Source organism: Anaerobiospirillum thomasii (assembly GCF_900445255.1).
In the GTDB taxonomy this organism is placed as follows: Bacteria; Pseudomonadota; Gammaproteobacteria; order Enterobacterales; family Succinivibrionaceae; genus Anaerobiospirillum_A; species Anaerobiospirillum_A thomasii.
The window spans coordinates 580,026-603,954 of record NZ_UAPU01000007.1; the positions used below are offsets into that span (position 1 = coordinate 580,026).

18 protein-coding genes are annotated in these 23,929 nt (G+C 40.3%); 8 read left to right on the plus strand and 10 right to left on the minus strand.

Going from position 1 to position 23,929, the window contains the following annotated elements; genetic code table 11:
• Positions 1–75: 75 nt before the first annotated feature.
• A complete protein-coding gene (locus tag DRZ93_RS09820) occupies positions 76–930 on the minus strand; it encodes an ExeA family protein (protein ID WP_113743087.1) in 855 nt (284 codons plus the stop codon).
• 10 nt (positions 931–940) lie between these two features.
• Positions 941–1,348 carry a hypothetical protein gene (locus DRZ93_RS09825; RefSeq protein ID WP_113746482.1) on the minus strand — a complete coding sequence of 136 codons (408 nt, stop codon included), beginning with the start codon at positions 1,346–1,348 and terminating at the stop codon, positions 941–943.
• 148 nt (positions 1,349–1,496) lie between these two features.
• On the opposite strand from DRZ93_RS09825, the gene DRZ93_RS09830 reads away from it, so the two are divergent.
• From DRZ93_RS09830 to DRZ93_RS09845, 4 genes are all read left to right on the plus strand, one after another.
• Positions 1,497–2,309, plus strand: coding sequence for a hypothetical protein (locus DRZ93_RS09830; RefSeq protein ID WP_113745866.1), 813 nt, complete (start codon positions 1,497–1,499; stop codon positions 2,307–2,309).
• A 16-nt stretch (positions 2,310–2,325) separates the two neighbouring features.
• Positions 2,326–2,640 carry a hypothetical protein gene (locus tag DRZ93_RS09835; RefSeq protein ID WP_113743094.1) on the plus strand — a complete coding sequence of 105 codons (315 nt, stop codon included), beginning with the start codon at positions 2,326–2,328 and terminating at the stop codon, positions 2,638–2,640.
• A gap of 151 nt (positions 2,641–2,791) precedes the next feature.
• A complete protein-coding gene (locus DRZ93_RS09840; protein ID WP_113745867.1) occupies positions 2,792–3,301 on the plus strand; it encodes a hypothetical protein in 510 nt (169 codons plus the stop codon).
• Positions 3,302–3,362: 61 nt separating this feature from the next.
• Entirely contained in the window at positions 3,363–6,299 is a 2,937-nt protein-coding gene (locus DRZ93_RS09845; protein WP_172458021.1) for an IS66 family transposase, read from the plus strand.
• A gap of 272 nt (positions 6,300–6,571) precedes the next feature.
• On the opposite strand, the gene DRZ93_RS09850 is transcribed toward DRZ93_RS09845, so the two are convergent.
• Positions 6,572–7,684 carry a DDE-type integrase/transposase/recombinase gene (locus DRZ93_RS09850; protein WP_113746483.1) on the minus strand — a complete coding sequence of 371 codons (1,113 nt, stop codon included), beginning with the start codon at positions 7,682–7,684 and terminating at the stop codon, positions 6,572–6,574.
• Positions 7,685–7,719: 35 nt separating this feature from the next.
• Complete coding sequence (locus DRZ93_RS09855; protein WP_113745498.1) at positions 7,720–8,697, minus strand: hypothetical protein; 978 nt, start codon at positions 8,695–8,697, stop codon at positions 7,720–7,722.
• 288 nt (positions 8,698–8,985) lie between these two features.
• Here DRZ93_RS09855 and DRZ93_RS09860 point away from each other — a divergent pair, with 288 nt between their 5' ends.
• The gene (locus DRZ93_RS09860; RefSeq protein ID WP_113746484.1) at positions 8,986–10,572 is read left to right on the plus strand and encodes an IS1634 family transposase; all 1,587 of its coding nucleotides are present in this window, start codon (positions 8,986–8,988) and stop codon (positions 10,570–10,572) included.
• Positions 10,573–10,680: 108 nt separating this feature from the next.
• Here the strand turns inward: DRZ93_RS09860 and DRZ93_RS09865 are convergent, their stop codons facing one another.
• Entirely contained in the window at positions 10,681–12,528 is a 1,848-nt protein-coding gene (locus DRZ93_RS09865; RefSeq protein ID WP_146741114.1) for an IS1634 family transposase, read from the minus strand.
• A gap of 266 nt (positions 12,529–12,794) precedes the next feature.
• Here DRZ93_RS09865 and DRZ93_RS09870 point away from each other — a divergent pair, with 266 nt between their 5' ends.
• On the plus strand, positions 12,795–14,483 hold the full coding sequence (locus DRZ93_RS09870) for an IS1634 family transposase (protein ID WP_113746167.1): 1,689 nt from the start codon (positions 12,795–12,797) through the stop codon (positions 14,481–14,483).
• A gap of 289 nt (positions 14,484–14,772) precedes the next feature.
• On the opposite strand, the gene DRZ93_RS09875 is transcribed toward DRZ93_RS09870, so the two are convergent.
• The gene (locus DRZ93_RS09875) at positions 14,773–15,885 is read right to left on the minus strand and encodes an AAA family ATPase (protein ID WP_113746486.1); all 1,113 of its coding nucleotides are present in this window, start codon (positions 15,883–15,885) and stop codon (positions 14,773–14,775) included.
• 3 nt (positions 15,886–15,888) lie between these two features.
• Complete coding sequence (locus DRZ93_RS09880) at positions 15,889–16,545, minus strand: single-stranded DNA-binding protein (protein WP_113746487.1); 657 nt, start codon at positions 16,543–16,545, stop codon at positions 15,889–15,891.
• A 208-nt stretch (positions 16,546–16,753) separates the two neighbouring features.
• On the opposite strand from DRZ93_RS09880, the gene DRZ93_RS09885 reads away from it, so the two are divergent.
• The gene (locus DRZ93_RS09885; RefSeq protein ID WP_113743800.1) at positions 16,754–17,128 is read left to right on the plus strand and encodes a hypothetical protein; all 375 of its coding nucleotides are present in this window, start codon (positions 16,754–16,756) and stop codon (positions 17,126–17,128) included.
• Positions 17,128–17,526, plus strand: coding sequence for a hypothetical protein (locus tag DRZ93_RS09890; RefSeq protein ID WP_113743799.1), 399 nt, complete (start codon positions 17,128–17,130; stop codon positions 17,524–17,526). The genes DRZ93_RS09885 and DRZ93_RS09890 overlap by 1 nt, the downstream gene beginning before the upstream one ends.
• On the opposite strand, the gene glnE is transcribed toward DRZ93_RS09890, so the two are convergent.
• The 3 genes from glnE to DRZ93_RS09905 all read right to left on the minus strand — a co-directional run bounded on the left by glnE (position 17,523) and on the right by DRZ93_RS09905 (position 23,777).
• On the minus strand, positions 17,523–20,450 hold the full coding sequence (gene glnE / locus DRZ93_RS09895) for a bifunctional [glutamate--ammonia ligase]-adenylyl-L-tyrosine phosphorylase/[glutamate--ammonia-ligase] adenylyltransferase (protein ID WP_113746488.1): 2,928 nt from the start codon (positions 20,448–20,450) through the stop codon (positions 17,523–17,525). The two genes, DRZ93_RS09890 and glnE, sit on opposite strands and share 4 nt — an antisense overlap.
• A 2-nt stretch (positions 20,451–20,452) precedes the next feature.
• The gene (locus tag DRZ93_RS09900; protein ID WP_113743797.1) at positions 20,453–21,637 is read right to left on the minus strand and encodes a CYTH domain-containing protein; all 1,185 of its coding nucleotides are present in this window, start codon (positions 21,635–21,637) and stop codon (positions 20,453–20,455) included.
• 451 nt (positions 21,638–22,088) lie between these two features.
• Positions 22,089–23,777 (minus strand): IS1634 family transposase, encoded by a 1,689-nt coding sequence (locus DRZ93_RS09905; protein WP_113746167.1) that lies wholly within the window; start codon positions 23,775–23,777, stop codon positions 22,089–22,091.
• Positions 23,778–23,929: the final 152 nt, after the last annotated feature.

The following is a 23,929-nucleotide window of genomic DNA, read 5'->3' on the forward strand; positions in this document are numbered from 1 at the left end:
CCTCAAATAGCACATAAAAAAAATGATCCCATATAGGGACCATTTTCGTGTATTATCCTTCTTGTATTATCTTCTTTATCCCAAACACATGTTTGGTGGCAGTTCTCTTTCAATGACAGCTCTAACAAGATCTTCATTGATCACAGACTGTCTGCATTTAGCTGCATAGATCAGAGAATGTGTGCAGATTTTGTTGATAACTCTAGGCACGCCAGCTGAGGCGTTACTTATCATCTCTATAGCGGCCGATGAAATTATGGTGTCATCGGTTCCTGCATATTTGAGATGTGTCTCTATGTACTGAGCAACCTGCCAGTTATCCAGAGCCGGAATCTTGCAGATCTGATCTATGCGCTGAATAATAGCCTTATGATCTTTATGTGCTATCAAGTCCCATAACTCGTTCTGGCCAGAGAGGATTAGACTCAGAGGATTGCCAGAATCAAATTCGCAATTGAGCATAAATCTAATTTCCTGCAGAGTGCTACGATTATTGTGATGATCTACCAGGTGAGCCTCATCTACAATTATGACTACATTCTTGCCCTTGACCTCCATTTCCTTATAGAGCATATCCTGGAGCTGTATACGTGCATCTTTGGTATGGAACTTGGCTTCATAGCCCATTTTTGTCAGAGGTATTGCATAGAGCCAGCGGGCAGAGAGATTACTGTCAGATACATAGAGAATAGTGTACTTGTCATCATCAAGTTCGGCACTAAGAGCTCTTAGCAGAGTACTTTTACCACAGCCAGGGGCTGCTGTAAGTACAGCAAACTGCTTGTTTTTGGCAGCATAGAGCAGACGCCCCATGCTGTCTAGAAACTGCTCTGACTGATAGAGGGCCTCGACAGGTATATTCTGCGTAAATGGGGTAGATGACATATTGAAAAAAGCCTTAAAATCCAGGTTTGGCAGATTCTCGTACATAATTTATATCCTATAAAGTGTTGTTATCATTGTTGATTTTGCTTTGAACAGCATATGGAGATGCCACCTCTGGGCCTCTTGCCATATTTCTGCTCTCAGTGCTCTTATAAAACTTACTGTTAAAATCTCGGACAAACTCATCCTCAGTAGTATAGGTGCCATCCCGTCTGGCTTTGTCTCGTGACAGAGCCATACAGTAGCGGGGTGGGCATGTGTTGACCTCATCAGGGCGCTGTTTATGTCCCTGTCCTTTACCTCCAGTCTTTGCAGGTTTGTCACAGGCATTGTCTGCAGGTGCCTTATTATCTGTATCTGTTTTATAATCTGGCTGAGGGCAGCTCTTGAGATTTAAAGGCTCAATGACTCTTATATCTTTAACATCCAGGACCTGATAAACAATGCCTTTTTCATCTATCATGAATTCTGCAGAGTCATTGACATAAATACCTTTAGAGGAATCCACAATAGCTTTATAGCTTATGTTATTGATACGTAACTAGAAACTATTAGGACCCTTTAAAAAGTCGCTGATCTATATAGAATATTTCCAAAACGGAGGAGACTATATGGATCGCCCAAATTTAAAATCTGTAAATAATCTTTCTGAAGAAGAACGTAAGGCTCTTACTAACGATTTGATTCAGACCAAGCTTTGCTCTTATCAATTAAGCCATAAGTATGGTATGGCCACTCAGCGTAGCATTTTAATTTTCGCCCGAGAGATCTTAGGTGATCTGTTTGAAAGTCGCGAGCAACTGGCCTTGATAACATTGCTTAAAGAAATATACCGTCTGGTGAAGGACGGAAGAGGATTAGCATATATTTGTAAAAAGTTTGGTATTTCAAATCACTTCGGTTATAAAATCATAAGACAGTTTTCACATCCTACCACAAAATATTGTATTGAGAATGGTACGCTGCTTAAGTCTGCCGATGGCATGTATCTGCCAACACTAATACTTCATTATAACAATGATATTCCACAGAACAATAAAGAGCATGAGCTGGCAGATACCCAAGGCAGTTATGTCTGCTCTGAAAAGTTAAAGCCATTTAGTTTTATAGATGTAATTGATGATGCTCAGTCAGAGGCCACACCCTTAGCAGATACAACACTACCAGCTGAAGCTCTGCCTTCACATGATATGGCAGGTTCATCAACCATGTCGGTGGCTTTAAGAAGTCAAACAGAGGAAGAAGACGGCGTCAAATCGGTTCCTGCGCTTATAAATCAGGATGGTGTAACCCACTCAGATACTAAATCAAATCATTTGATAAAAGTAAATATGGGCACTATCTCTTTTGAATACTGCAGTGTAGCTGAGCCAGAGCTATCTATAGCAAAACTTATAAGTCATATTGGCATAAATCAGGCGTGAGCTTAGGAGATAGATAATGTTTTTACCTCAGAATATGCGTATTGTGCTGGTCCGAGAGCCTGTCAGTGGCCGTTTTGGCATGTACAGGCTTTTAGCTCAGCTGTCTAATAATGCATTTGGTGTTGGCTGGAACGGAGTAGACCGCATAGCAGTACTTACCTTTAACAAGAAAAGGACCATAGCCACGATGATTATAGTGGATAGTAGTGGAACTTCGCTGGTACGCAGAGTACTCAACTCTGGTCGTTTTGATATAGAGCTAGATGAAGGAAAAATTCCCCTTTCTTATACTCGCAGTGAGCTTGAAGAGCTGCTAAGACTTGATACTTAAGTTGCGATTTAAACCATTGAAAATAAAAGAAAAATATCTGTATAGAATTGTGATATAAATCACCTAAAAATGCTGTTATTTTAGGTGATTTTCTTTATTTATCAATATAATTATGGTATAATTGACCTATCCACGAATTGAGGTGTTTATTATGCCTATTGATAAAAATTCCATAAAAAATCTGCCACAGGATGAGCCTGTATCAGTATATAAAGACAAGGGCAAAATTTATGTGGCTGTATATAAAACTCAGGTAGATGAAGCTACTGGAAGAAAAAAGAGAATAAGAACTATTGTAGGCCGTGTGGTTGATAATACCTATTACTCTATGGAAGAGTTTCATAGCCGCTTTAAAAAGGATTTGTCTTTACGCGAAGTTCCAGATGGCTCTGTACCAACGAGGCGCAGGCATGCCAGGCTTAATACCACACTTAAAGAGCATGGCGTGGATTTGAGCAAGGTTAAAAATCTGCCCACAGGTCCTGATGTCCGTATCTATAAGACAGGTAATTTTATCTATGTGGTCGAGCGTAAGCGCTTTAAAGTCGATGACAAGTATAAAACTCAGACCATATATCTGGGCAAGATAATAAACAACTGCTATTACACCATGGAGCAGTGCAAGGCAATGAATAACAGCAGACGCAGGAAGCAAAGCTGACCTGCATACTTCTATGGGTTTGGCCTCAGGTACGGTACAATACGGATATAAGGATATTAATATGGCTCACTTAGATCGCAACAACAGTAACACAGCCCCTGCCACCAATATTGCAGGTACAGACTTAAATGCTCTTAGCAAGGAGCAGCTTATTGCTCTGCTGCAGGAGCAGAGCCGGCAGCATAAAAAAGAGATGCAGGAGCAGAGCCAGCAGCATAAAAAAGAAATGCAGGAGCTACAGAGTCATTCTGTTAAAGAGCAGAAAAGCCAGATTGATATCATAACCAGGCTGCGAGCCCATATTAAAAGTCAGGATACACGTATAAACGAGCTAAATGACTCTGTTGCCGATTATAAGAAGCTAACTTCTGAACAGAAGAATGAAATTGAGGAGCTCAAGGCAGGCAATGCAGGCCAGAAGGACGTTATAGTCAATGCACTCACCTTTATCAAGGATAACAGAGATGCCTTTGCAAATCTTATAAAGGACAATCCTCCTGAGGATTTATATAATCTAAAAGAGATTAACTCATATCTGATGATATTTTTATCCAATGCCCGCATTGCTACTGCACAACTTGGCAGATATATAAGGGGTACATATGTATCATCACAAAGCGAGAGCAATAAAAACTATAAAATCCAGAGCGATTCTGAAAATAGCTCAGATTCCAGCATAAAAGGCTCAGAGAGCGCCAGTGCAAATAACGTAGAGCCAAAAGACAGCGAAAATACTGCACCAACCTATGCCACATACCCTGATTATACAGAGCATAAAGATGTAGATGTGGCAGCGGCCTCTATAGTCAGCCACGATGACAGGGACATGGAAGAGCTCTCTTTAATGTGTGATGTGGAGGAGAAAGAGTGCTGTGCTGACAGCATGTCCACACTGCAAAGCGTGCAAAGTGTTATTGAGCTGTCAGGTGAGATTAGAAAAAATAATAAAAACTCAGCAGGTGTGGTTTTAGATCCACTTGCAGAAGAAAGGAGCATTTTAAATCTCTCTAAAGACAGCGACATTACAAAAGCCATCAAAGTGCCTACAGGTTTTAGAATCAGATGCTACTGCCCTACATGCAAACATATCCATGAATTTAAATTTGACGGCAAGGTTAAAAGAGCAAATGAGGTTAAAGAGTATCAGGGTATTGATACCAAAATCAGCCTCAGTGCTGTACAGAATCTCATAGGTGTAGGCTGCGGCACTACCATAGAATACAATCCTGCTCTGATAACTGCCTATGATACCTATGAGGTAAAAACCAGAAGCGATGATAGGCCTGAGGAAGGTGTTCGTAATTCAAACGAATGTGACTCAAAAATAGAACAGTCATTAAATCAAGAGGTTATTGTTACAAATCAGGACAGACAAAATACACCCAAAACCCACACGAATGAGTCTGCAGATAACAGCGAGCTTAAAAACTCAGACAATAAAGCTAAGGTTAACAAGAAGATCCTGCAGAATATCTGCCGCCATGATGGTGCAGTTAAAAGCTCACATGATATAGCCCATGATTTAATTAGCTATAAGGGCAGAAATGACATTATAAATCCCAACACTTTTGATTTTGATGCCTTTGCCTTGCTGCCATGCTTTAATAAATGCGCTCTATCTGCTGGGCTTATGAGTGCATTACACTCAATGTTTGCCATGCTCAGTGCTCCTAAGAGCCGTATTACCACCATGCTCAACGGCCTGGGTGTTGACTGGTCGCGTGTACATATCACAGATATTATAAATGGAGGCTCAAGAGCTTTTTTCCATGGAGTGGCTGAGGTTATTCATAATGACATGCTCTATAACTGTCGCAGCGTTATTATGGACGAGACCACACTTAAGGTACGCTCGCAAAAGACTAAAGGCGGTTATATTAAAAAGTCACAGTTATGGTGTATGGCCACATCCTGGACGGAGGAGGTAAGTGCCACCTATTTCAGAGCCTCAGACAGTAGAAATGCTGACAATGTCCTGGATTTGCTCGACAGTAAAAATCCAAGCTCAATTGATACTATAACCACTGATGGCTATGCAGGTTATGATGCTGCCGTCGAGGAGTTTAAAAAGGCCGGCATAGATATCTGCCATGCCTCGTGCTGGACTCATGCCAGACGACCTCTGCACCGCTATTTAACTGAATCAGGACTGCTTAAAATCTACAATCAATATCTGCTGCCAGATGGCTGTGAGATGAGTGCTTTTATGGAGAACCTGATAAAATATGAGCAAAAGAATAAAGGTGCAAAATCTTTATCTGCTCTGAACAGAGACTGTTTTATTGTCTATTACCTCATCAACTGCCTGTTTTATATAGACAGCAGCGCCTGGCAGGAAGCTATCATTAAAGGCACCTCATTTGAAGATGAGATAGAAAAGTACAGAAAGAATATATCCTCTAAGGTGCTGGATGCTATATTTGATGTGGTAAGACACATAATCAGAGAAAATGGCAATATAGTTATTAAATGCTCTGGCAGTCGCCATGGCCGTGTCAAATACAGAAAATCAAATCAGCATGCTGTCTCTGGTCCTCTTATCTATCTGCTCAATCAGGAGACAAAGCTCAGAGAGTTTGTAGATAAACCACATATAGAGCTATCCTCATCAGCAGCTGAAAGAGCTATAAGGCTGGGAGCCTGTGCGCGTCACAGTTTCCAGTTTTTAAATCACCCGGACAGTGCTCAGGCTTTTGCAGATCACCTGACTATTGCCAATACCTGTACAATGAATAATGTATCATTTACGCAGTATACATTATGGCTTATGGCCAATATCAGATATAGAATTGTGCAGAAACTGATGCTCGAAGGTATGCAGTCACATGCAGTTTCACTGCCAAAATCAAGAACAGAAATTATTGAAGATGGGGACAATAAAGTAAAGATCCGCATTGGGCTGTATGATAAGGCTAATAAGACCATATTTGATGAAATCAGCTATGAAGGACTTACCCCATACGATTTCAAGACTCTGATCTTAAGTCATGGAGAATGATAACCAAGCCTCGGCTCTTTGTGAGCCAAGGCCTATATAAGTGATTAAATGTGTCTTATATTGAGCGCTGCTGAAAATTTTACCTCTGATAACAAGGCTTTTTATCAAAGCATGCATTTAAATAAAAGCCTCTAATGATCCTACACTCTCTGCACTCGAGCTGCTGACCGTCTATAGCCATATATCAAAGCCGGCATGGCTACTCTAATCTATTTGCAACAAGGCAGATCCTATGGGTTTCCCCATGGGAGTTATAGTAATCTGACTTGGTTTTACAATCTAGGGTCGCAATAGTTACTAGTTACATTGATACTCACAGTACCGTCCTTGCCTATAACGCGTGTTTTAGTAATTCTAAAAGCAGTATTGATGATGTCAGGAGTAGTAAAGCGCCTTGGAAACGTGTCTGCATCAAACACCTGATTTGGCGTCTTGTTGTCCAGGGTTGAGTGTGATCTGTTGTTATGCTCATTAACCCATATCTCCACAATCTCCCTGAGACCTTCAATACTTATGTTTTTCAGATGTTTAATGTCATTCTCAATTTCATTAAGATCCAGATTTACTCTCTCAACCATACCCTTGGACTCTGCTGCATATGGACGGCAGTAATGCAGCTTCATATCAAGCAGATAAGCAGCTCTGGCCAGTATTTTGCTGCGATATATAGAGCCATTGTCCAGAACCAGTGTTTTAGGTATACCCAGATTGCAGACCAGTGATTTAATTGAGTCTGTCACCAGCTGTACCTTCTGCTCTGTCGACACAGCAAATGAAATGATTTTTCTTGAGTGATTGTCCACGCAGAGCTGTATATAGGCATTGCAGCTGATACCACTGTCGTCTGTAATCAGACCTTTAGGCAGCTCCTTTACGTCACACTGCACAGAATCAAGCACATGCTTTTTGCGGTAGCGCAGATAAATCTCTCTGTAATCGCAGGTGTCCTTTTTAATCTGTGTTCTGTTGCAGTTGTTGCGCTTGAGATATAACTGCACTGTAGAGCGTTTTAGCAAACCGACAAAATCAGGGAACTCACTTTCAACTACACGTAAAAGCTGAGGCACAGTTAAAGTCATATTTTCTTTGCGATATGCAATGACAATCTTAATAGCAGCGTCAAAGAGCCTATTGGTCTTTGCCTTTGGCTCTGAGCCTTTATAGGATGGCTTTAAAGCCTGAATATCTTTACCATTATTAATGTATCGCTCCAGCCAACGCTGCAATGTCCTGACCGAGCATCCTGCATTCGCAGCTGCCATTTTTATCATGGCAGTAAAGGTAGTGCCGTCAGTGCATCCTGTATTTTTGGCAATGATAAGCGCTGACAGAATGCGTAATCTGGCGTCTAAATCGACAATATATTTTTTCTTTCTTATGGTCATAACAGACCCCTCCCTTTAAAAAGTAGGCTCTTGCCTTAGGATGAGTCTATTTTCATATCTAACAGTCCTTCTAGCCATAACAGATGTGTTGATACATTAGGAAAATGGTGGGTGAGCAGGGCCTGCAGCCTGTAGGCTGCAGATGTATGCTGTTTTAAAAAATCACTGCAATCTTCAGGAACAAAATCAGAGCTTTCTTTAACACCGCCAGCCTTTTGCGATTTATCATGCTCCTTTTGCGCACTTAAGCCTGAGTTAAGCATCCTTGATATGTTGTTATACACTTTGAATATCAATTTGGCTGTAGGCTCGAGCAAAAGCGCTTGTAGATACAGCGCTATGCTCTGTACTCTCTCATCGTTGACCGCATTTTTCTCAAGCTGCAAACACTTTCTGATATGCCGATAGACAGCTTTAATGTCATTATCATTTTTTAATATTATCAAAGCCTCTACAGTATCTAATGACAAAGATGTAAATGGAAAAGATATAGGGCTTAAAACCAAATGTGTAGGCCTGTGCTTCTGAGTATGAGCGACAAGTACTATTGGCTTCTTTTTCTTTGCTTTTTTGTTATCAGTTGCTTTAGCATGCCCACACTGCACCTGTGTACCATCCTGCTCCTTACTTTCATCAGGTTGGTTACTATCCTGAGTTTTGGATATTCTTAATCTTGTTTTACCTCTGCAGTCATGGTTGGTGCACTGCATTCTGTTGCACTTTAGGTAATAGACGTTGTTGCTATCCATGACAGCATAAAGACACTCGTTAAGCTCATCTTTAAAGGCTTTGTAGTGATAACCAAAGAAATTTAAAGGATGGCCACAGTAAGGACATACAGCCTTGTCTCTTTGAGCCTCACCTATGGTGCAGTCAATAACCCTGGCCTTAAAGTCGGTCTGACCGTCAACAAGCGTGGCTCTATCAGAAAAGCGTGCAAATGAAGCGGGAATAATTTGTTCTTTATCTATTTTATTGTGTGAGTTTTGATGACAAAGTTGTGATATAATCATACTGCTTTTTGAGCAGGCTACAGCTGATGTCGTCCAAAACAGTGCAGCTGTAGCCCTTATAAAATCTAACTCTATAAGAAACCCACCTAATTTTAATTATAAATCACATAAAAACAAAGAGCACAGGTAAGCATATGCAACCCTGATCTTTGTGCACACTCTATTCCAAATTTTCAGATCACATGCATGTAGATAAAAATAATGTATGAAAAAATAGCTGACACAATAAAAATAAGTATGACAAACTGATTTAGCTATAATTGGTCATACTCATATGTCATAGACACCATGGTCTTCTATGACTGCACCAACTGCTATTTTGAGTCACCATATGATGATAAACAGCTTTTAGAGCGTAAGGTAATCAACTATATCAAGGCTCAAAAACTTAATGATGGTATGTCACTTAAGGAGTTTGAGGAGTACATTAATTCTCAGGAATTTAGTGATGCCTTTACAACCAAGTTCAATGAAGCCATAGATGATGGTGAGCAACTTGTACGTATGCATGGTTTATCGAAGGAGCATAGGTTTGACTTACCACTAATTTCTGTAGCTTTAGTCATTGATGATAAAGGCATACCAATTGATTTTGAAATTTTTGCAGGAAATACCTCAGAGTATAAGACTTTACCTGTTCTTATTGAGCAGATGAAGAGTAAATATGACATTAAAACAGCAGTCGTTGTTGCAGATAGAGGGCTAAACTCACTTGGTAACCTTTTAAATCTTTTAGATCACAAACTTGGTTTTATTGTAGCTCAAAAGGTTACGGCGCTTAGCAGTGAACTTGAATCTCAGATGCTAGATCTTGAATCATACACTAAGACCAGTGCACAGGATACCAATATACAAGCTTCTGATGTAAGCTTTATCGATATATTTGATGAAAATCTTGATTATATTGATAAAGAAATAAATACATACGGAGCTAATAATCTGTACTACCGTAAACTTCCATATGTAAAGAGCGGTTATATTACCGACCCATCAACAGGTAAAAAGCGTAAGGAAAAAGTAGAATGTCAGATTGTCTTTACCTTTAGTGAGTCTCGTAAAAAAAGAGATATAGCACAACTTGAGAGTGATATTATCAAAGCGCGCAAAGCTGTTGAGGACCAAAAAGATATGGCCCCCGTATGTAGCTCTGACTGGCGTTCTATAGTACAGGTAAAAGTTACAGATGCAGACAGTGCACAGGGTAAAAAAGAAAGCCTGTATATAGCAAAGGGATTAAAGGAAGAGCTAATTAAAAAGCGCAGACGTCTTGCCGGCTTTAGTGCTATGGTTTATAAAAAACCTGAAGAGATAAAAGAAGAGCTTAATGATGCTGATATTCTGAGCTCTTACAAAAAGCTTGTGCGTATTGAGGATTGCTTTAGAGTAATGAAAAGCAATTTTTCAATAAGACCTATGTTTGTGCGAAATAAAGAGCATATTTCAGGACATATCACAATTTGTGTTATGGCTTTGATCTTATTGCGCATATTACAAATCAAGATTGAAGAAAGTGGCAATAAACTTAGTGTAGATGAAATAAGCAGTGCTTTAAGAAACGCCAATATAGTAGCTCATAGCTCTAATGGTATTGATGGATATTTTACTAATGCCCAATGTCACGACAACATTTATTCTATTGAAAACACAAAGATAGATCCTCTTGATCCTATGCTTACTCCTATTGATAGATATATTAATAAATTAAAAAATGGACAAAGTCATATAGATATTATTCTGAAATCTGTCAATTTGGCTTCATTGATTGGAGCTATGAATGCAAAGGATGTAGCAAGAAGCCTAAAGGTTTTTGGTGGCTATGAACAACTAGTCGGTGCTGACAACTGCAAGATTCAATCTTATATGGCTCAGGCATAATTCGCAATAAAGAGATTCACAAAATAAAAACCCCATAAAGTGCGCCAATTTACTGATCTAGATTGGTGCCTTATTGGAAAAAGGTAGGCCTAGTAGCCTACCTTAGTTTTAAGCAAAGATATCATCAAAGATTGGATCCTCGGCATCAATATCATTCTCATTCTCGTCAGTTAGTCCAGAGATAAGATCATATCCATCCTTTGTACTGCACGGTATTTCAATATTTAATGCCCTGAAAAAGTCTGCCTTCTTGCCTACCACTTCGTCGTAAAAATTTCCTCTTTGGGTAACTAAAAGCATTATATTGTTGAGCGATGAGAGGATCTTGTTATCACTGCAGTAAAGCACCTTATTTCTAATATTTGCGCTTTTAATATTATTTTTAAACTCCTTAATCCTCTTTCTAAACATAATAGCAATAGAAGTAGCTATAAACTGCGTGAATATACGTCCATAAAATCCTTCATTTGTATGACATTTAGCTCTGTTGCAGTGAAGTCTATATTTAAGCGTATTAAAGGCATATTCAACCTCATTACGGTCATAATAGGCTTCATAGCATTTGACAGCATCCTGCTCGCAGTCTGTAAGAAGTGCTCTGATGCCTTTATATTTGATATGCTCTTCAACCTTTAAGTCAGATATGATCCAGGCCTTTCGCTTATCATCAAAGACTACAAAACGCTCTTTTATCGATTTTAGAGCTTCGTGCTTTATTTCACCGCCATTATTGAGGATCTCGCACACCAGAGCAGCATTTTGCGTAATTACCTCAGAGGATTTATTGTATATCTGCTGGTCATAGTACAGATGTAAAAACAGTTCTTTTTCATCTTTATAGCTTTTATTTTTACCATGTACAGGATAAGCATCATATTTCCATTTAATCTTAACGGTAAATATGTTCTGCTTGATTTGACGGTTGTAGCTTGCTCTTGAGATCAGGTCGTTATAATTTGCATTGATTTCATCCTGAGTGAAACTGCCGGCAACATTGGTTTTCATATTGGCCACAAAGCTTACATTGTTGCACATGCAGTCATTGAGATTTGCTGCTGAAGGATAGGCTTTATCCATAACAAACACAAGATTTTTATTAAAGTTGTGTCTTGTAGCATCAGCAATGGTACGGCGCAAGGTAACAACGTCAGGAACAGCTCCATTGTATGCCCTGTAGTATAAAGGAATGCCGGTTTTCTGATCTGTAAGCATTAGTACATTTATCTGTGGCATTTCATCTCCATCTTTGTTTTTACCATACTCTGCTAAAGAGAGGTTTTGAGAGTGGGTTGAGATGGAGGTTGAATCAAAGGCTAAAAAGATATTTTCATCATCTTTATAGTTATGTTTAATAAAGTAGTCTGTCATGAACTGTATAAAACGCTCAACGTCATGAGGTTCAATTCTGGCAAAGAGTCTATGAATTGCAGAGCTTGACAGTTCACGCTGATACGGCAGTCTAGTGCTCTCAGCAAAGTCTTCATACAAAGAGATATTATTATCTCTGTTTAATATAAGGAAATAAGCAACAGAGAGTATTTTCTTAAAGTCATTATGCTGAGGGAAGGCATTGGCAAGAGCTTTACCAAGATGAGACTGAGCAACAATATTATCAAGGGCATAGGTAGCGCCAGCATGATAGATTTTAGATGGGCGCTCAATGGTAGGAGCCGTGGTCTCATCATCTGCTTTTGGTTTAAAAATATATTTACCATTTTCTCTGAATGTATCAATGTGCTCAAGCTCAGGATACTGCTGAATAAAGCTCTCATCCCATTGAATAAGACCATCTTTAGTGCCGCCATGAATAACACCCACTTTTTTAGAGTTCTTACGCTCAGAGCGCTTTTTCTCAGAGTTCCATACATTTTGATAGGTGTATACATAGTAAACGTCGTACTTGCTACCTTTGTTGACAAGCAAAGATGGAAGTGTAGGAATGATAAGCTCAGCCATATTAACCTCATAGATGTACAATAATACGTACCTATGATAGCATAAGTAAATTAGAATTGCCAGAGGTAAATAAAAAAATATTTAAATAAATATCAAAGTGTTGTAATTATTTTTAGCCTAAATCCCCAAATTAATTATAGGGTAACATAATGGGGTAGCGTTATAATACCATAAAACTAGCATAAACAAGCGATTTTGAGACTTATATGCTAGTTTTTTTATGCACTTTATGATACCCTATAAATATATTTAATGGAGTATCATATATGCTGTACACTGATGTTTCTATATCTTTACCTAATGACTCTAGATATGAGCTTCATAGGCAAAAAAAAGGCCAGACCTATGTAAAGTATCGCATTAAGAGCTATCGCGTTGATGGTAAGCTTAAGCATGATAGACTTTTAATTGGCAAGATAAGCAATGAAGATATTGAGGGAATTAAAACTTTTCATCCAAATGAGAACTACTACTCTTTTTTTAAAATCCCACTTCCTAAAGTCTCAACTGTAAAAGGTCCTGGACGGCCTTGTAAAGATATATCTACAGCGCCGGCACGTAAAGCAAACATTACGTCTTTTGGATATACCTTGGCCTGCCATTCTATTGCAAAAGAGTATTCTCTTGATGTGATGCTTAGGAACGCATTTGGAGAGTCCATGGCTAACAAGATCCTTGCTGTAGCATCCTTCTTTGCAGCTAGTGCTCCTGGTGGGCTTTCAAACATTGATCACTTTACAGATAAACACATGTGCTTTACTGACAGCGTGATATCCTCTCAGGCTTTAAGTCAGCTTTATCGTAGTATTAGCCTTGTTGAGTGCAATGATTTCTTTCAAGACTGGATCAAGTACTGTTGTGCCGATGACTGCATTTGCTATGACGTCACATCGATATCAAACTACTCCACTTCATTACCTATGGTTGCATGGGGATATAATCGCGATAAAGAAAGACTTCCTCAAGTAAATGTAGGTATGTTTTGCACCATTCAACGCAAGTTGCCTGTTTATTTCAGTTGTTACAATGGCTCAATTAATGATTTTACAAATCTGCCATATGTTTTAGAGCAGGCCAAAGCTAATGGTCTTAAGTTAGATGTACCTATAACATTGGTAATTGATGGAGGTTTTGCTGTTGGGGACGCTCTTGATAATGCAAGAGCTCATGGCTGTGACTTTATTGTTGGTGCTCCTCTTGACTTCTGCAAGGACATTAGAGAACAGGTTTTGAACTGGAGACGAAATCCATTATCAGAAAATACAATCCTTATTCAGCGCAGTGATGAGACTATACGCTGCTCTGTTAAGGACTACAATATTGGCCGCATAAATACAAGACTTATGATGTATAAGTCTCCACTTTCAACCTCAAGAGATGAAGCATCTTTGAGCTCGTATGTATCTAAAATTAGTGAAGAGTTAAGATCTGCAACTCGCCTTGGTCCAAATAGGTACAAGCAATACTCTCAGCTCTTTCATATTAATGTAAATGAAAAGAACGAGATTTTAAGTTTTGAGATCAAGGAAAAGCACTACTCTGAGATCCTGGAACTTTGTGGATGTTTTGCTTTGTTCTGTACACGCAATGATTTATCGCCACAAGAGGTGCTTGATATCTATAGAGCTAAAGATTGCGTTGAGAAAGCTTTCAGTGTCTTCAAGAACGATATTCTCTATGAAAGACTCGAGGTTAAGAGTCAAGAAAGCATATACGGCAAGTTGTTTATAGCCTTCATTGCGCTTATTATTCGACGCATGCTTGATAACAAGCTAAGACCTTATCTAAAGATCTCTCGTATTGGTTTAGATAGTGCTATTGCTCGGTTATCTGACATTACCTGTAGAAAATATGGGGAAAGCTGGGTTCTAACAAGCTCCCTTTCAAAGCAACAGAAAGAGCTAGTAGAGACTCTTAACATCCCTATAAGTTTCTTAGATATAAAGAAGGGGTAGTGCCGACCCTCAGTTTTTGGCTTGACACTACTTTAAGTGATACCCTATATTAAATTACGGGATCTAGGTTTTAGGTAAAGATAGAGTCGGAAAAAATTAATGCGCCTATACTTATCTATAGACGCACTTTATGGGAAAAACGCTATGATGGCGATTTATACGCCGTTTATAGCGTTTTTTAATTTTTAATACTGTTAAACTCGGGTTTATCTGTTAAATCTCAAATGGTCCCTCACTTGTATTCAAATCTTTTTAAACCATCAGGGGCAGGATAATTCCTGCCCTGTCTTTAAGAGCTGCCTTTTGCCACACTTTTTCTTCTGCCTCGACGCACTGTACTTTTTGCCCCATCAGTCTTTGCCACCGCCCCATCTAGCGCAGCGCAGAGACCTGTTTCAGGCGGCGCAGATGAGATCTTCTGTGCAGTATCTTTACTATCTGCCATGTCATATTCCTTGACGCTTTTACCTATATAGTAAGGGCTGTTACCAAAGACATCTGCACAAAGACGCATAATATACTCACTTTCAACTTCACTAAAGCGGCTGGCATAAAAGCTTGAAATTGACTGCTGTATACTTACCTTTTCAAAATCACAGACATAACGTCCAATCTTGACTAAGGAGCGTGTGGTCAGAGGCGATGTCAGCTGCTCGGCCCCATTTAAATTGCCAATGGTATTAAATCTTACCTCTTTTACAAAACTTAGCATCAGATTGATATCCTCGTCGCTTAGTTTTGTACAGTGCAGCTTTAAAATCTGCCGCTCCAGCTCAGGACTGTTGTTCTCAAAGGTAATAAAACGCAGTCTGTCCACAAAGGCCTGATTGAACAGCCTGGTACCATTGTAAAAACCGCAGTCATCCCCATCGCCTCTTGTGTTGGCAGTAAAGACCACACGAAAGAGAGGATGCGCTTTAACCTTGAGTGATGGATTGTCAGGCGCCTGCAGCATACGCCCCTCAATTACATCATTTAAAAATGTCAGATCGCCAGCACCTATGGTATCTATCTCATTTAAAATAAGTATATGCCCATGCATCATGGCCAGAGTCAAAGGTCCATAGACATATTGCATGGCATTGTCAAAAACCACAGGCGTGCCTACAAGATCGGTTATTACCGAACGGTTGCACAGTGTCACCTCATGTACAGGCCAGCCAAGGCGCGAGGCCACCTGATTGATAAGTGTAGTCTTACCCACACCGGCAGGTCCCACCAAAAACAGCGCATCACCATAGCTTTTGTACAGATAGTGCAGCACAGGCAGCAGTTTATCCCTGTCAAAAACATAGGCATTGTCCGTTACAGGAATATAGGCATTGTCTATAAGATCAGGCACGCATATACTCTCAAGCCCCAGATCGGTACCAAAGGTAGTTTTAATATCTATCTGTCTCATAAATTACATCTGCTGCCTGTCACCATCTTGCGCTGCACCCTCGCTCTCTGTCTGCGTGCCCCTGACACAAAGAGCCATAGCCTCTAAGCTCTTGTCCACTGCCCCACTGTAAGATGGCAGATCCTGAACATTATCTGTACTGTCAGATACACACATAATATCCACGCTCATATCTGCAGACTCTGTAGGCTGTGCAGCACTAAGGCTTTGAGACAGAGTATCTTTACTGCCCGTATCTGCGCCAGAATCAGTGGTTACATCAGTACCTGCATCTGTACTCTTTTTGCCATAATATTCTTTTTTTACAGAGCTTAAAGCTGTACTTATAAGCTCTATGGAGCTTGCATCAATCTCACAGACTCTGTTAGTCCAGGTATTGTCACTACCCATATGTGATCTTAATCTACCCTGCACCAAAACCTTGTTGCCTGGCACAATAAGAGGCATATAGCGGCTGGCCACATCCCTTTTGCCTATATCCCTTATAATGATATTGTGAAAATCATAATGCTTTTTGACCTCCCCCTCGCGCGAGAGCCAGGTGTCGGCTGTACGCAGCTCAAAAACCACACTTAGCTGATTTGATGATGAATAGAATTTCTTGATATGCTCTGTAGATATATGGCCAAGCAGCATGACCTGATTTGTATTAAAAAACATAAGATACCTCTTTAATATAGAGCTTAAATCTTAATTACAGCTAAAAAAAAGCGCATACTAAAAGCACTCAAAGCATATATCTTTTTAAAATCCATACAGTTTTTATATGATTTATAAGTATTTTTTTTAAATATTAAAAAGAGTTAATTATTAAAACTGCCAGGGTCTATAATTTTTTTGTTATGATTTAAAAAAAAGGAGTATTTATATGAAAAAACTGCTTTTACTTGCAGCCATGAGTGCACTTTATGGCTGTACCTCACAGGCTGAGCTTGATATGGCTCAAAATGTAATTACAGCACTGCCAAATGAGGTTGAAGGCTGTGAGTTTATTGACAATGTTGATACCACAGGGGCCTTTAATATTCAGGGTGGTCGTACCTATCTTAAACTGCAGACAGCAAGACTTGGCGGCACCCACCTTGTAGAGACTATAGCCTATCCTGTACAGATGAGCTTTAGAGGCGATCTTGGTGTAGGCCTCTCAGGCAGAGCCTATAAATGCCCTGCGGGCAAAGGCCCTAAGGTTTATGAGCCTATGAGCAAATCTGTTATGTATGAGAGCAAGGATGAGGGTAAATAATGAAAAAAACACTATGTGCCCTGATTGTAGCCTCCTGTGCAGCTGTCTCAGGCTGTATGAGCGATGAGCAGATAGCCTTAAGTCAGAGCGTAATTGAGGCTCTGCCAGATAGCATCAATGGCTGTATCTTTCTTGGCAATGTGGATAGCAGTGCTCGCATAACATTGTCGGATGCCAGATATGATCTTAAATATGCCGCCGCCATGCTTGGTGCCACCCATGTGGTTGAAACCCATGTCTATACAGCACAGCTTGGCATAAGCCGTGATTATGGCCCTGCCCTGTCAGGGCGTGCCTATAAATGTCAAAAGGGCCAGGGACCTGCCAGCACAGATCCCAAAGCCCTTTTGCAGTATGAATATATAACTGTACCTTTTGATGATCCTGAGTTTTTCTAAAGTGAGCACAGCTCATTCATAGAAAAAACCTCATTCCAGATGCGAATGACATCATCACATTCCACAGGTCTGTCTTTGATGGCCACAATGCGTGGCAGATCGGCCAAAGACAGTCTGTGATAATAGCCGCGTATGGCAAGATAGGCATTTTTAAGAGCCTGTACATTTTTAGATGAGAGTATATTAAATCTCTCGCACTCATCAAAAATACGTACATTATCTGACCACAGCACCATATCAGGATGATGCGGAGCCTCACGCAGCAACAGATACTGAGCTATAAACTCAATATCGACCATACCACCTGCACCGTGCTTTAAATCAAAAAGTGTAGCAGAGCTCTTATCAAGATGCGAGCTCATTTTACGGCGCATATCCATTACATCCTGACGCAGTTTATCCTCGTCACGATGCATGCGCAGCACATCATCACGTATTTTATTAAACTTGTCTATGACACTCTTGGAGCCACTTATAGCCCTGGCTCTGACCAGAGCCTGATGCTCCCAGGTCCAGGCACGGTTTTTCTGATAATCACCAAAACCTGAAATATCAGTAACCAAAAGGCCTGAATCTCCATCAGGGCGCAGACGCATATCAAGCTCATACAATGTACCGCCAGACATACGCGTGGTGGATAAATGCAGCAGTCTTTGCACCAGACGCTGATAGAACATGGCATTTGGCACACTGTGCTCGCCGTCTGTAACACCATCGTCATTATCATCACGGATAAAGACTATATCAAGATCTGATTTATAGCCAAGCTCCAGACCGCCTAACTTGCCATAACCTATAATGGCAAAGCCAGGATCTGCAATTGAGGTGCCATGAGGCACACCAAAGCGCTTTTGTGTCTGATTCCAGGATAATATGGATATTTCTCTGACTATGGCTTCTGCAAGCCAGGTCAGTGAATCTGAGATCTTCATTAAAGGCAGAGACTCGGCCCTGTCTGACATGGCAATACGCAACACCATGATCTTTTTAAATAATCTTAGCTCCTCCATCTGCTCTTCAAGATCATCAGGATCAATGCGCATCAGTTTTTCACGCAGCCAGGCTAAAAACTCATGCGGCTTGGGCGGAGCTTTAAAATAATGCGGAGCTATAAGCTCATCTAAAAGTATTGGATGAGCAGAGATCAGCGTGCCTGCAAATTCATTTTCATTTAAAAGACTGATAAGGCGTCTGCAGGCTGCGGCATTTTCTGATAACAGCTGCAGATAGGTGGTGCGCAGCGCCACCCTTTCAATCAAGGTTGCAACCTTGGCAAAAAGGCGCCCGGCATTATCCTCATGAGCTACAAGTCTTATAACCTTGGGCATAAGAGACACTAAAGTCTTGCGCCCTACAGGACCTACAGGCAGACGTGAGAGGGTATGCTTTAGCGACACAATAGCTGTAGCCATATCTTTAGCGCCATCTTGGTTTTTAAGCAGCGGCAGCAGTGTCTGCTCCATCTCATCAACACTAAGATTGCTCTCCCACAGCTCAAGATTCTGTGAAGCCTCTTCTTTATTATCGCTCTCATCATCGCGGATCACGCGCACAAATTCATCATGCACCCTTTCCATAATCATGTTAAGCTCAGTTACAAGCTCATCCCATGAGTTTTTATTCATGGCTATGGTGACACGCATTCTGTCTTTGTCTTTTACAGGCAGTGTCTGTGTCTGCTGATCGCCTATCTCCTGTATAATATTCTCTAAACGGCGCAGATAAATATAATAATCATCGAGCATGGCGCAGACATCCTCAGGCAGAAGCTGCAACTTACCCAAAAACTTTAAAGTCTTGCGCAGTGATCTCTCAGCAAGCTCAGGAATTCTGCCGCCGCGCATGAGCTCAAAGACCTGGGCAATAAACTCAATCTCGCGTATGCCGCCGGCTCCTAGCTTGAAATTGTCATTAAGCTGTCTGCGTCTGACCTCAGCTTCAATCATATGTTTGAGCTTTCTTAAAGACTCAATAGCACCATAATCAAGATAGCGTCTGTAGACAAAAGGCCGCAAAAGCTCAATAAGCTCATCGCCATAGCTGCCCCACTGTCTGAAATCTCCCAGAAGCTTGGCTTTAACCAGAGCATAGCGCTCCCAGGTTCGCCCCTGTGTCTCATAATAGACTGACAGAGCATCAAAGGAGCTGACTAAAGGGCCTGCATCACCAAAAGGACGAAGTCTTAAATCTATTCTGTAGCAGAAGGTATCCACAGTTACATCTGATAAAAGATTGGAAAGCTTCTGTACTATTTTTGAAAAGTATTCCTGATGGCTTATAGAGCGGGCACCACCCTGTGTCATACCATCGTAGGGATAGCAGCACACAAGATCAATATCAGATGAAAAGTTAAGCTCGCCACCGCCTAATTTACCCATACCTAAAATCAAAAGCGGCATGACCTGCCCCTTTTCATCATAGGCCTCGCCAAAGGAGCGGGTCATAGCCTCTCTTACCACCTTGATGGTTTTTATAACTATAACCTCAGCCAGGTTTGACAGAGCCACAAAGGTCTCTTCAATATCAGAGCGGCCTGTAAGATCGCGTATGGCAATTGGCACCATGCGTGTACGTCTTAGCACACGCAGACGTTTTTTAAGCTCAACATCACTAAGGCCTGACACAATGACACTGTCTACAGCATCACTTGGATCTAGTGAATAGATCTCAGAGTCAAGGGCTCCTTCACGTATAATGGTGGCGCACTCATGCGGATACTGAATTAAGGTTTTGGCAATAAAATCTGACATGCCAAGTACATAGTGCAGATAATCAACGCTCTCAAAGACAGCCATGTCATCTGCATCTGCGCGCATCTTTAATCGCTCATAATAGGCACTGGCATCATCATAAAGCTCAGGAGGCAGGGTCCTGAGCGCACCTGGATTGGGGGTTATATCAAAATTTTGTGTGTTGATAACCATTTTTAATCAAGATTTAAATATAAGACAGCACTCTTTATGGCAATAGTGGCAAAGGCAATTTTAGATAAGGCACTTGCCATAAATACATCTTTGACAAAGGCGTCATCGTCGGCATCTAAGGTAAGACTGTACTCGTTTTTAGTGCAGATGATATTATCAAGGCGCTTTTGCAGATCCACAAAAGCACTTTGTGCCAGGGCAAGCTCATGCATCAGGAATTTGCCATTTGACAGATTGGCTGATTTTTGTGTGCAGCACTCTAAAAAAGCATTTTGCATGGCACACATTCTGTCAACAGAGAGCTTGGCCAGTGTCAGATAATAGAAGTTATGGGTAATGCGATACAGACCCAGCATGTTTTCCATATCATAGCAGGCACGTATATAGGTCTTTTCAGTTGAGCACTTTTTGTCTAGAAGATGACGTATGACATTGCGGGCTCTGTCCTTTATAAGACGCATATTCTCCTGTGCAAGTATTCTGTTGCAGATACGCTCGCTGCCCTGCAGACTCTGAGCCTTTGTAAGCATACCGCGGCAGAACAGATAGTCTTTAAAGTGCAGACTCTTTGAGAGCTTGGAGTATGGATCGGTAGTAATTGGAATATTGTTGTCACTTAGGGTTTTGACAATGCTCTGCAATGTCATATACAGATTCTTTTCATCACCGCTAAAGCTCTTTATTTCAATCTCAAGCTCATGAATAGGCAGCACGCCATCCTGCAGTACTATGTCGCCCTCGTCCTTGGCAAATTCATAAATGCCTGTTTCATTTTCAAAGAGGAAATAGGAGCGCTCAAATTTAATATAGGCAATCTCACCAATCTCTTTTGAGAGCAGATCATTTTCCTGTAAAAACAGTTGTACAGGCAGAGGGAAACGCTCAAGCGGCGGCTTTTTATAAACCTCCATCAAAGGCACATTGTATTCAGCTCTCTGATGCAGTGAACTGCCCTGCTTCTTGCTGACCTTAAGGGTCATTTCAGTATAGGCATTAGCCTGTCTTATGCGCAGTCCTGCCTTGTTGGCTGTAAAATCACCATCTTCATTGTCAAAATAGGTATTGGCAAGATTATCAGTTTTGATCTCGCCCACCTTGCCTATCTTGGCGAGCACATCGTGCAGATACTCAATACTGACATTATCTGCAAGGGCAAATTTAAGTTCTATTTCCTGATTATTACTCATATATAAACCATCTTAAAATTTATAAATTATTGAACAAAACTGCATATTATGACAGTTGTCTTATACCTGCAAAAATGCCTTGCAGAACTGACATGATATAGGCTAGGTGTGCATAAAATAATATATACAATTACCTACACAAATTTGCTTTGTATTACTTTCTATTCTAATGCAACTATATGATTAAAACCACTTTTATAGGTTTTATATTGGATCTTAGGCACAATCTGCAGCTCCTTTGATACTGCCTTTATGACATTATCAGCCAACCTTTGTATATAAAATCAGTCTGCGTCCCTTTTTATCTTTTATAACTGTAAAGTATGTAGAGCCAATTTTTATATCTGAGTTAAATTTTTGCATACAGCATCTGTCCTTTATAACCTAGATCCCGTAATTTAATATAGGGTATCACTTAAAGTAGTGTCAAGCCAAAAACTGAGGGTCGGCACTACCCCTTCTTTATATCTAAGAAACTTATAGGGATGTTAAGAGTCTCTACTAGCTCTTTCTGTTGCTTTGAAAGGGAGCTTGTTAGAACCCAGCTTTCCCCATATTTTCTACAGGTAATGTCAGATAACCGAGCAATAGCACTATCTAAACCAATACGAGAGATCTTTAGATAAGGTCTTAGCTTGTTATCAAGCATGCGTCGAATAATAAGCGCAATGAAGGCTATAAACAACTTGCCGTATATGCTTTCTTGACTCTTAACCTCGAGTCTTTCATAGAGAATATCGTTCTTGAAGACACTGAAAGCTTTCTCAACGCAATCTTTAGCTCTATAGATATCAAGCACCTCTTGTGGCGATAAATCATTGCGTGTACAGAACAAAGCAAAACATCCACAAAGTTCCAGGATCTCAGAGTAGTGCTTTTCCTTGATCTCAAAACTTAAAATCTCGTTCTTTTCATTTACATTAATATGAAAGAGCTGAGAGTATTGCTTGTACCTATTTGGACCAAGGCGAGTTGCAGATCTTAACTCTTCACTAATTTTAGATACATACGAGCTCAAAGATGCTTCATCTCTTGAGGTTGAAAGTGGAGACTTATACATCATAAGTCTTGTATTTATGCGGCCAATATTGTAGTCCTTAACAGAGCAGCGTATAGTCTCATCACTGCGCTGAATAAGGATTGTATTTTCTGATAATGGATTTCGTCTCCAGTTCAAAACCTGTTCTCTAATGTCCTTGCAGAAGTCAAGAGGAGCACCAACAATAAAGTCACAGCCATGAGCTCTTGCATTATCAAGAGCGTCCCCAACAGCAAAACCTCCATCAATTACCAATGTTATAGGTACATCTAACTTAAGACCATTAGCTTTGGCCTGCTCTAAAACATATGGCAGATTTGTAAAATCATTAATTGAGCCATTGTAACAACTGAAATAAACAGGCAACTTGCGTTGAATGGTGCAAAACATACCTACATTTACTTGAGGAAGTCTTTCTTTATCGCGATTATATCCCCATGCAACCATAGGTAATGAAGTGGAGTAGTTTGATATCGATGTGACGTCATAGCAAATGCAGTCATCGGCACAACAGTACTTGATCCAGTCTTGAAAGAAATCATTGCACTCAACAAGGCTAATACTACGATAAAGCTGACTTAAAGCCTGAGAGGATATCACGCTGTCAGTAAAGCACATGTGTTTATCTGTAAAGTGATCAATGTTTGAAAGCCCACCAGGAGCACTAGCTGCAAAGAAGGATGCTACAGCAAGGATCTTGTTAGCCATGGACTCTCCAAATGCGTTCCTAAGCATCACATCAAGAGAATACTCTTTTGCAATAGAATGGCAGGCCAAGGTATATCCAAAAGACGTAATGTTTGCTTTACGTGCCGGCGCTGTAGATATATCTTTACAAGGCCGTCCAGGACCTTTTACAGTTGAGACTTTAGGAAGTGGGATTTTAAAAAAAGAGTAGTAGTTCTCATTTGGATGAAAAGTTTTAATTCCCTCAATATCTTCATTGCTTATCTTGCCAATTAAAAGTCTATCATGCTTAAGCTTACCATCAACGCGATAGCTCTTAATGCGATACTTTACATAGGTCTGGCCTTTTTTTTGCCTATGAAGCTCATATCTAGAGTCATTAGGTAAAGATATAGAAACATCAGTGTACAGCATATATGATACTCCATTAAATATATTTATAGGGTATCATAAAGTGCATAAAAAAACTAGCATATAAGTCTCAAAATCGCTTGTTTATGCTAGTTTTATGGTATTATAACGCTACCCCATTATGTTACCCTATAATTAATTTGGGGATTTAGGTT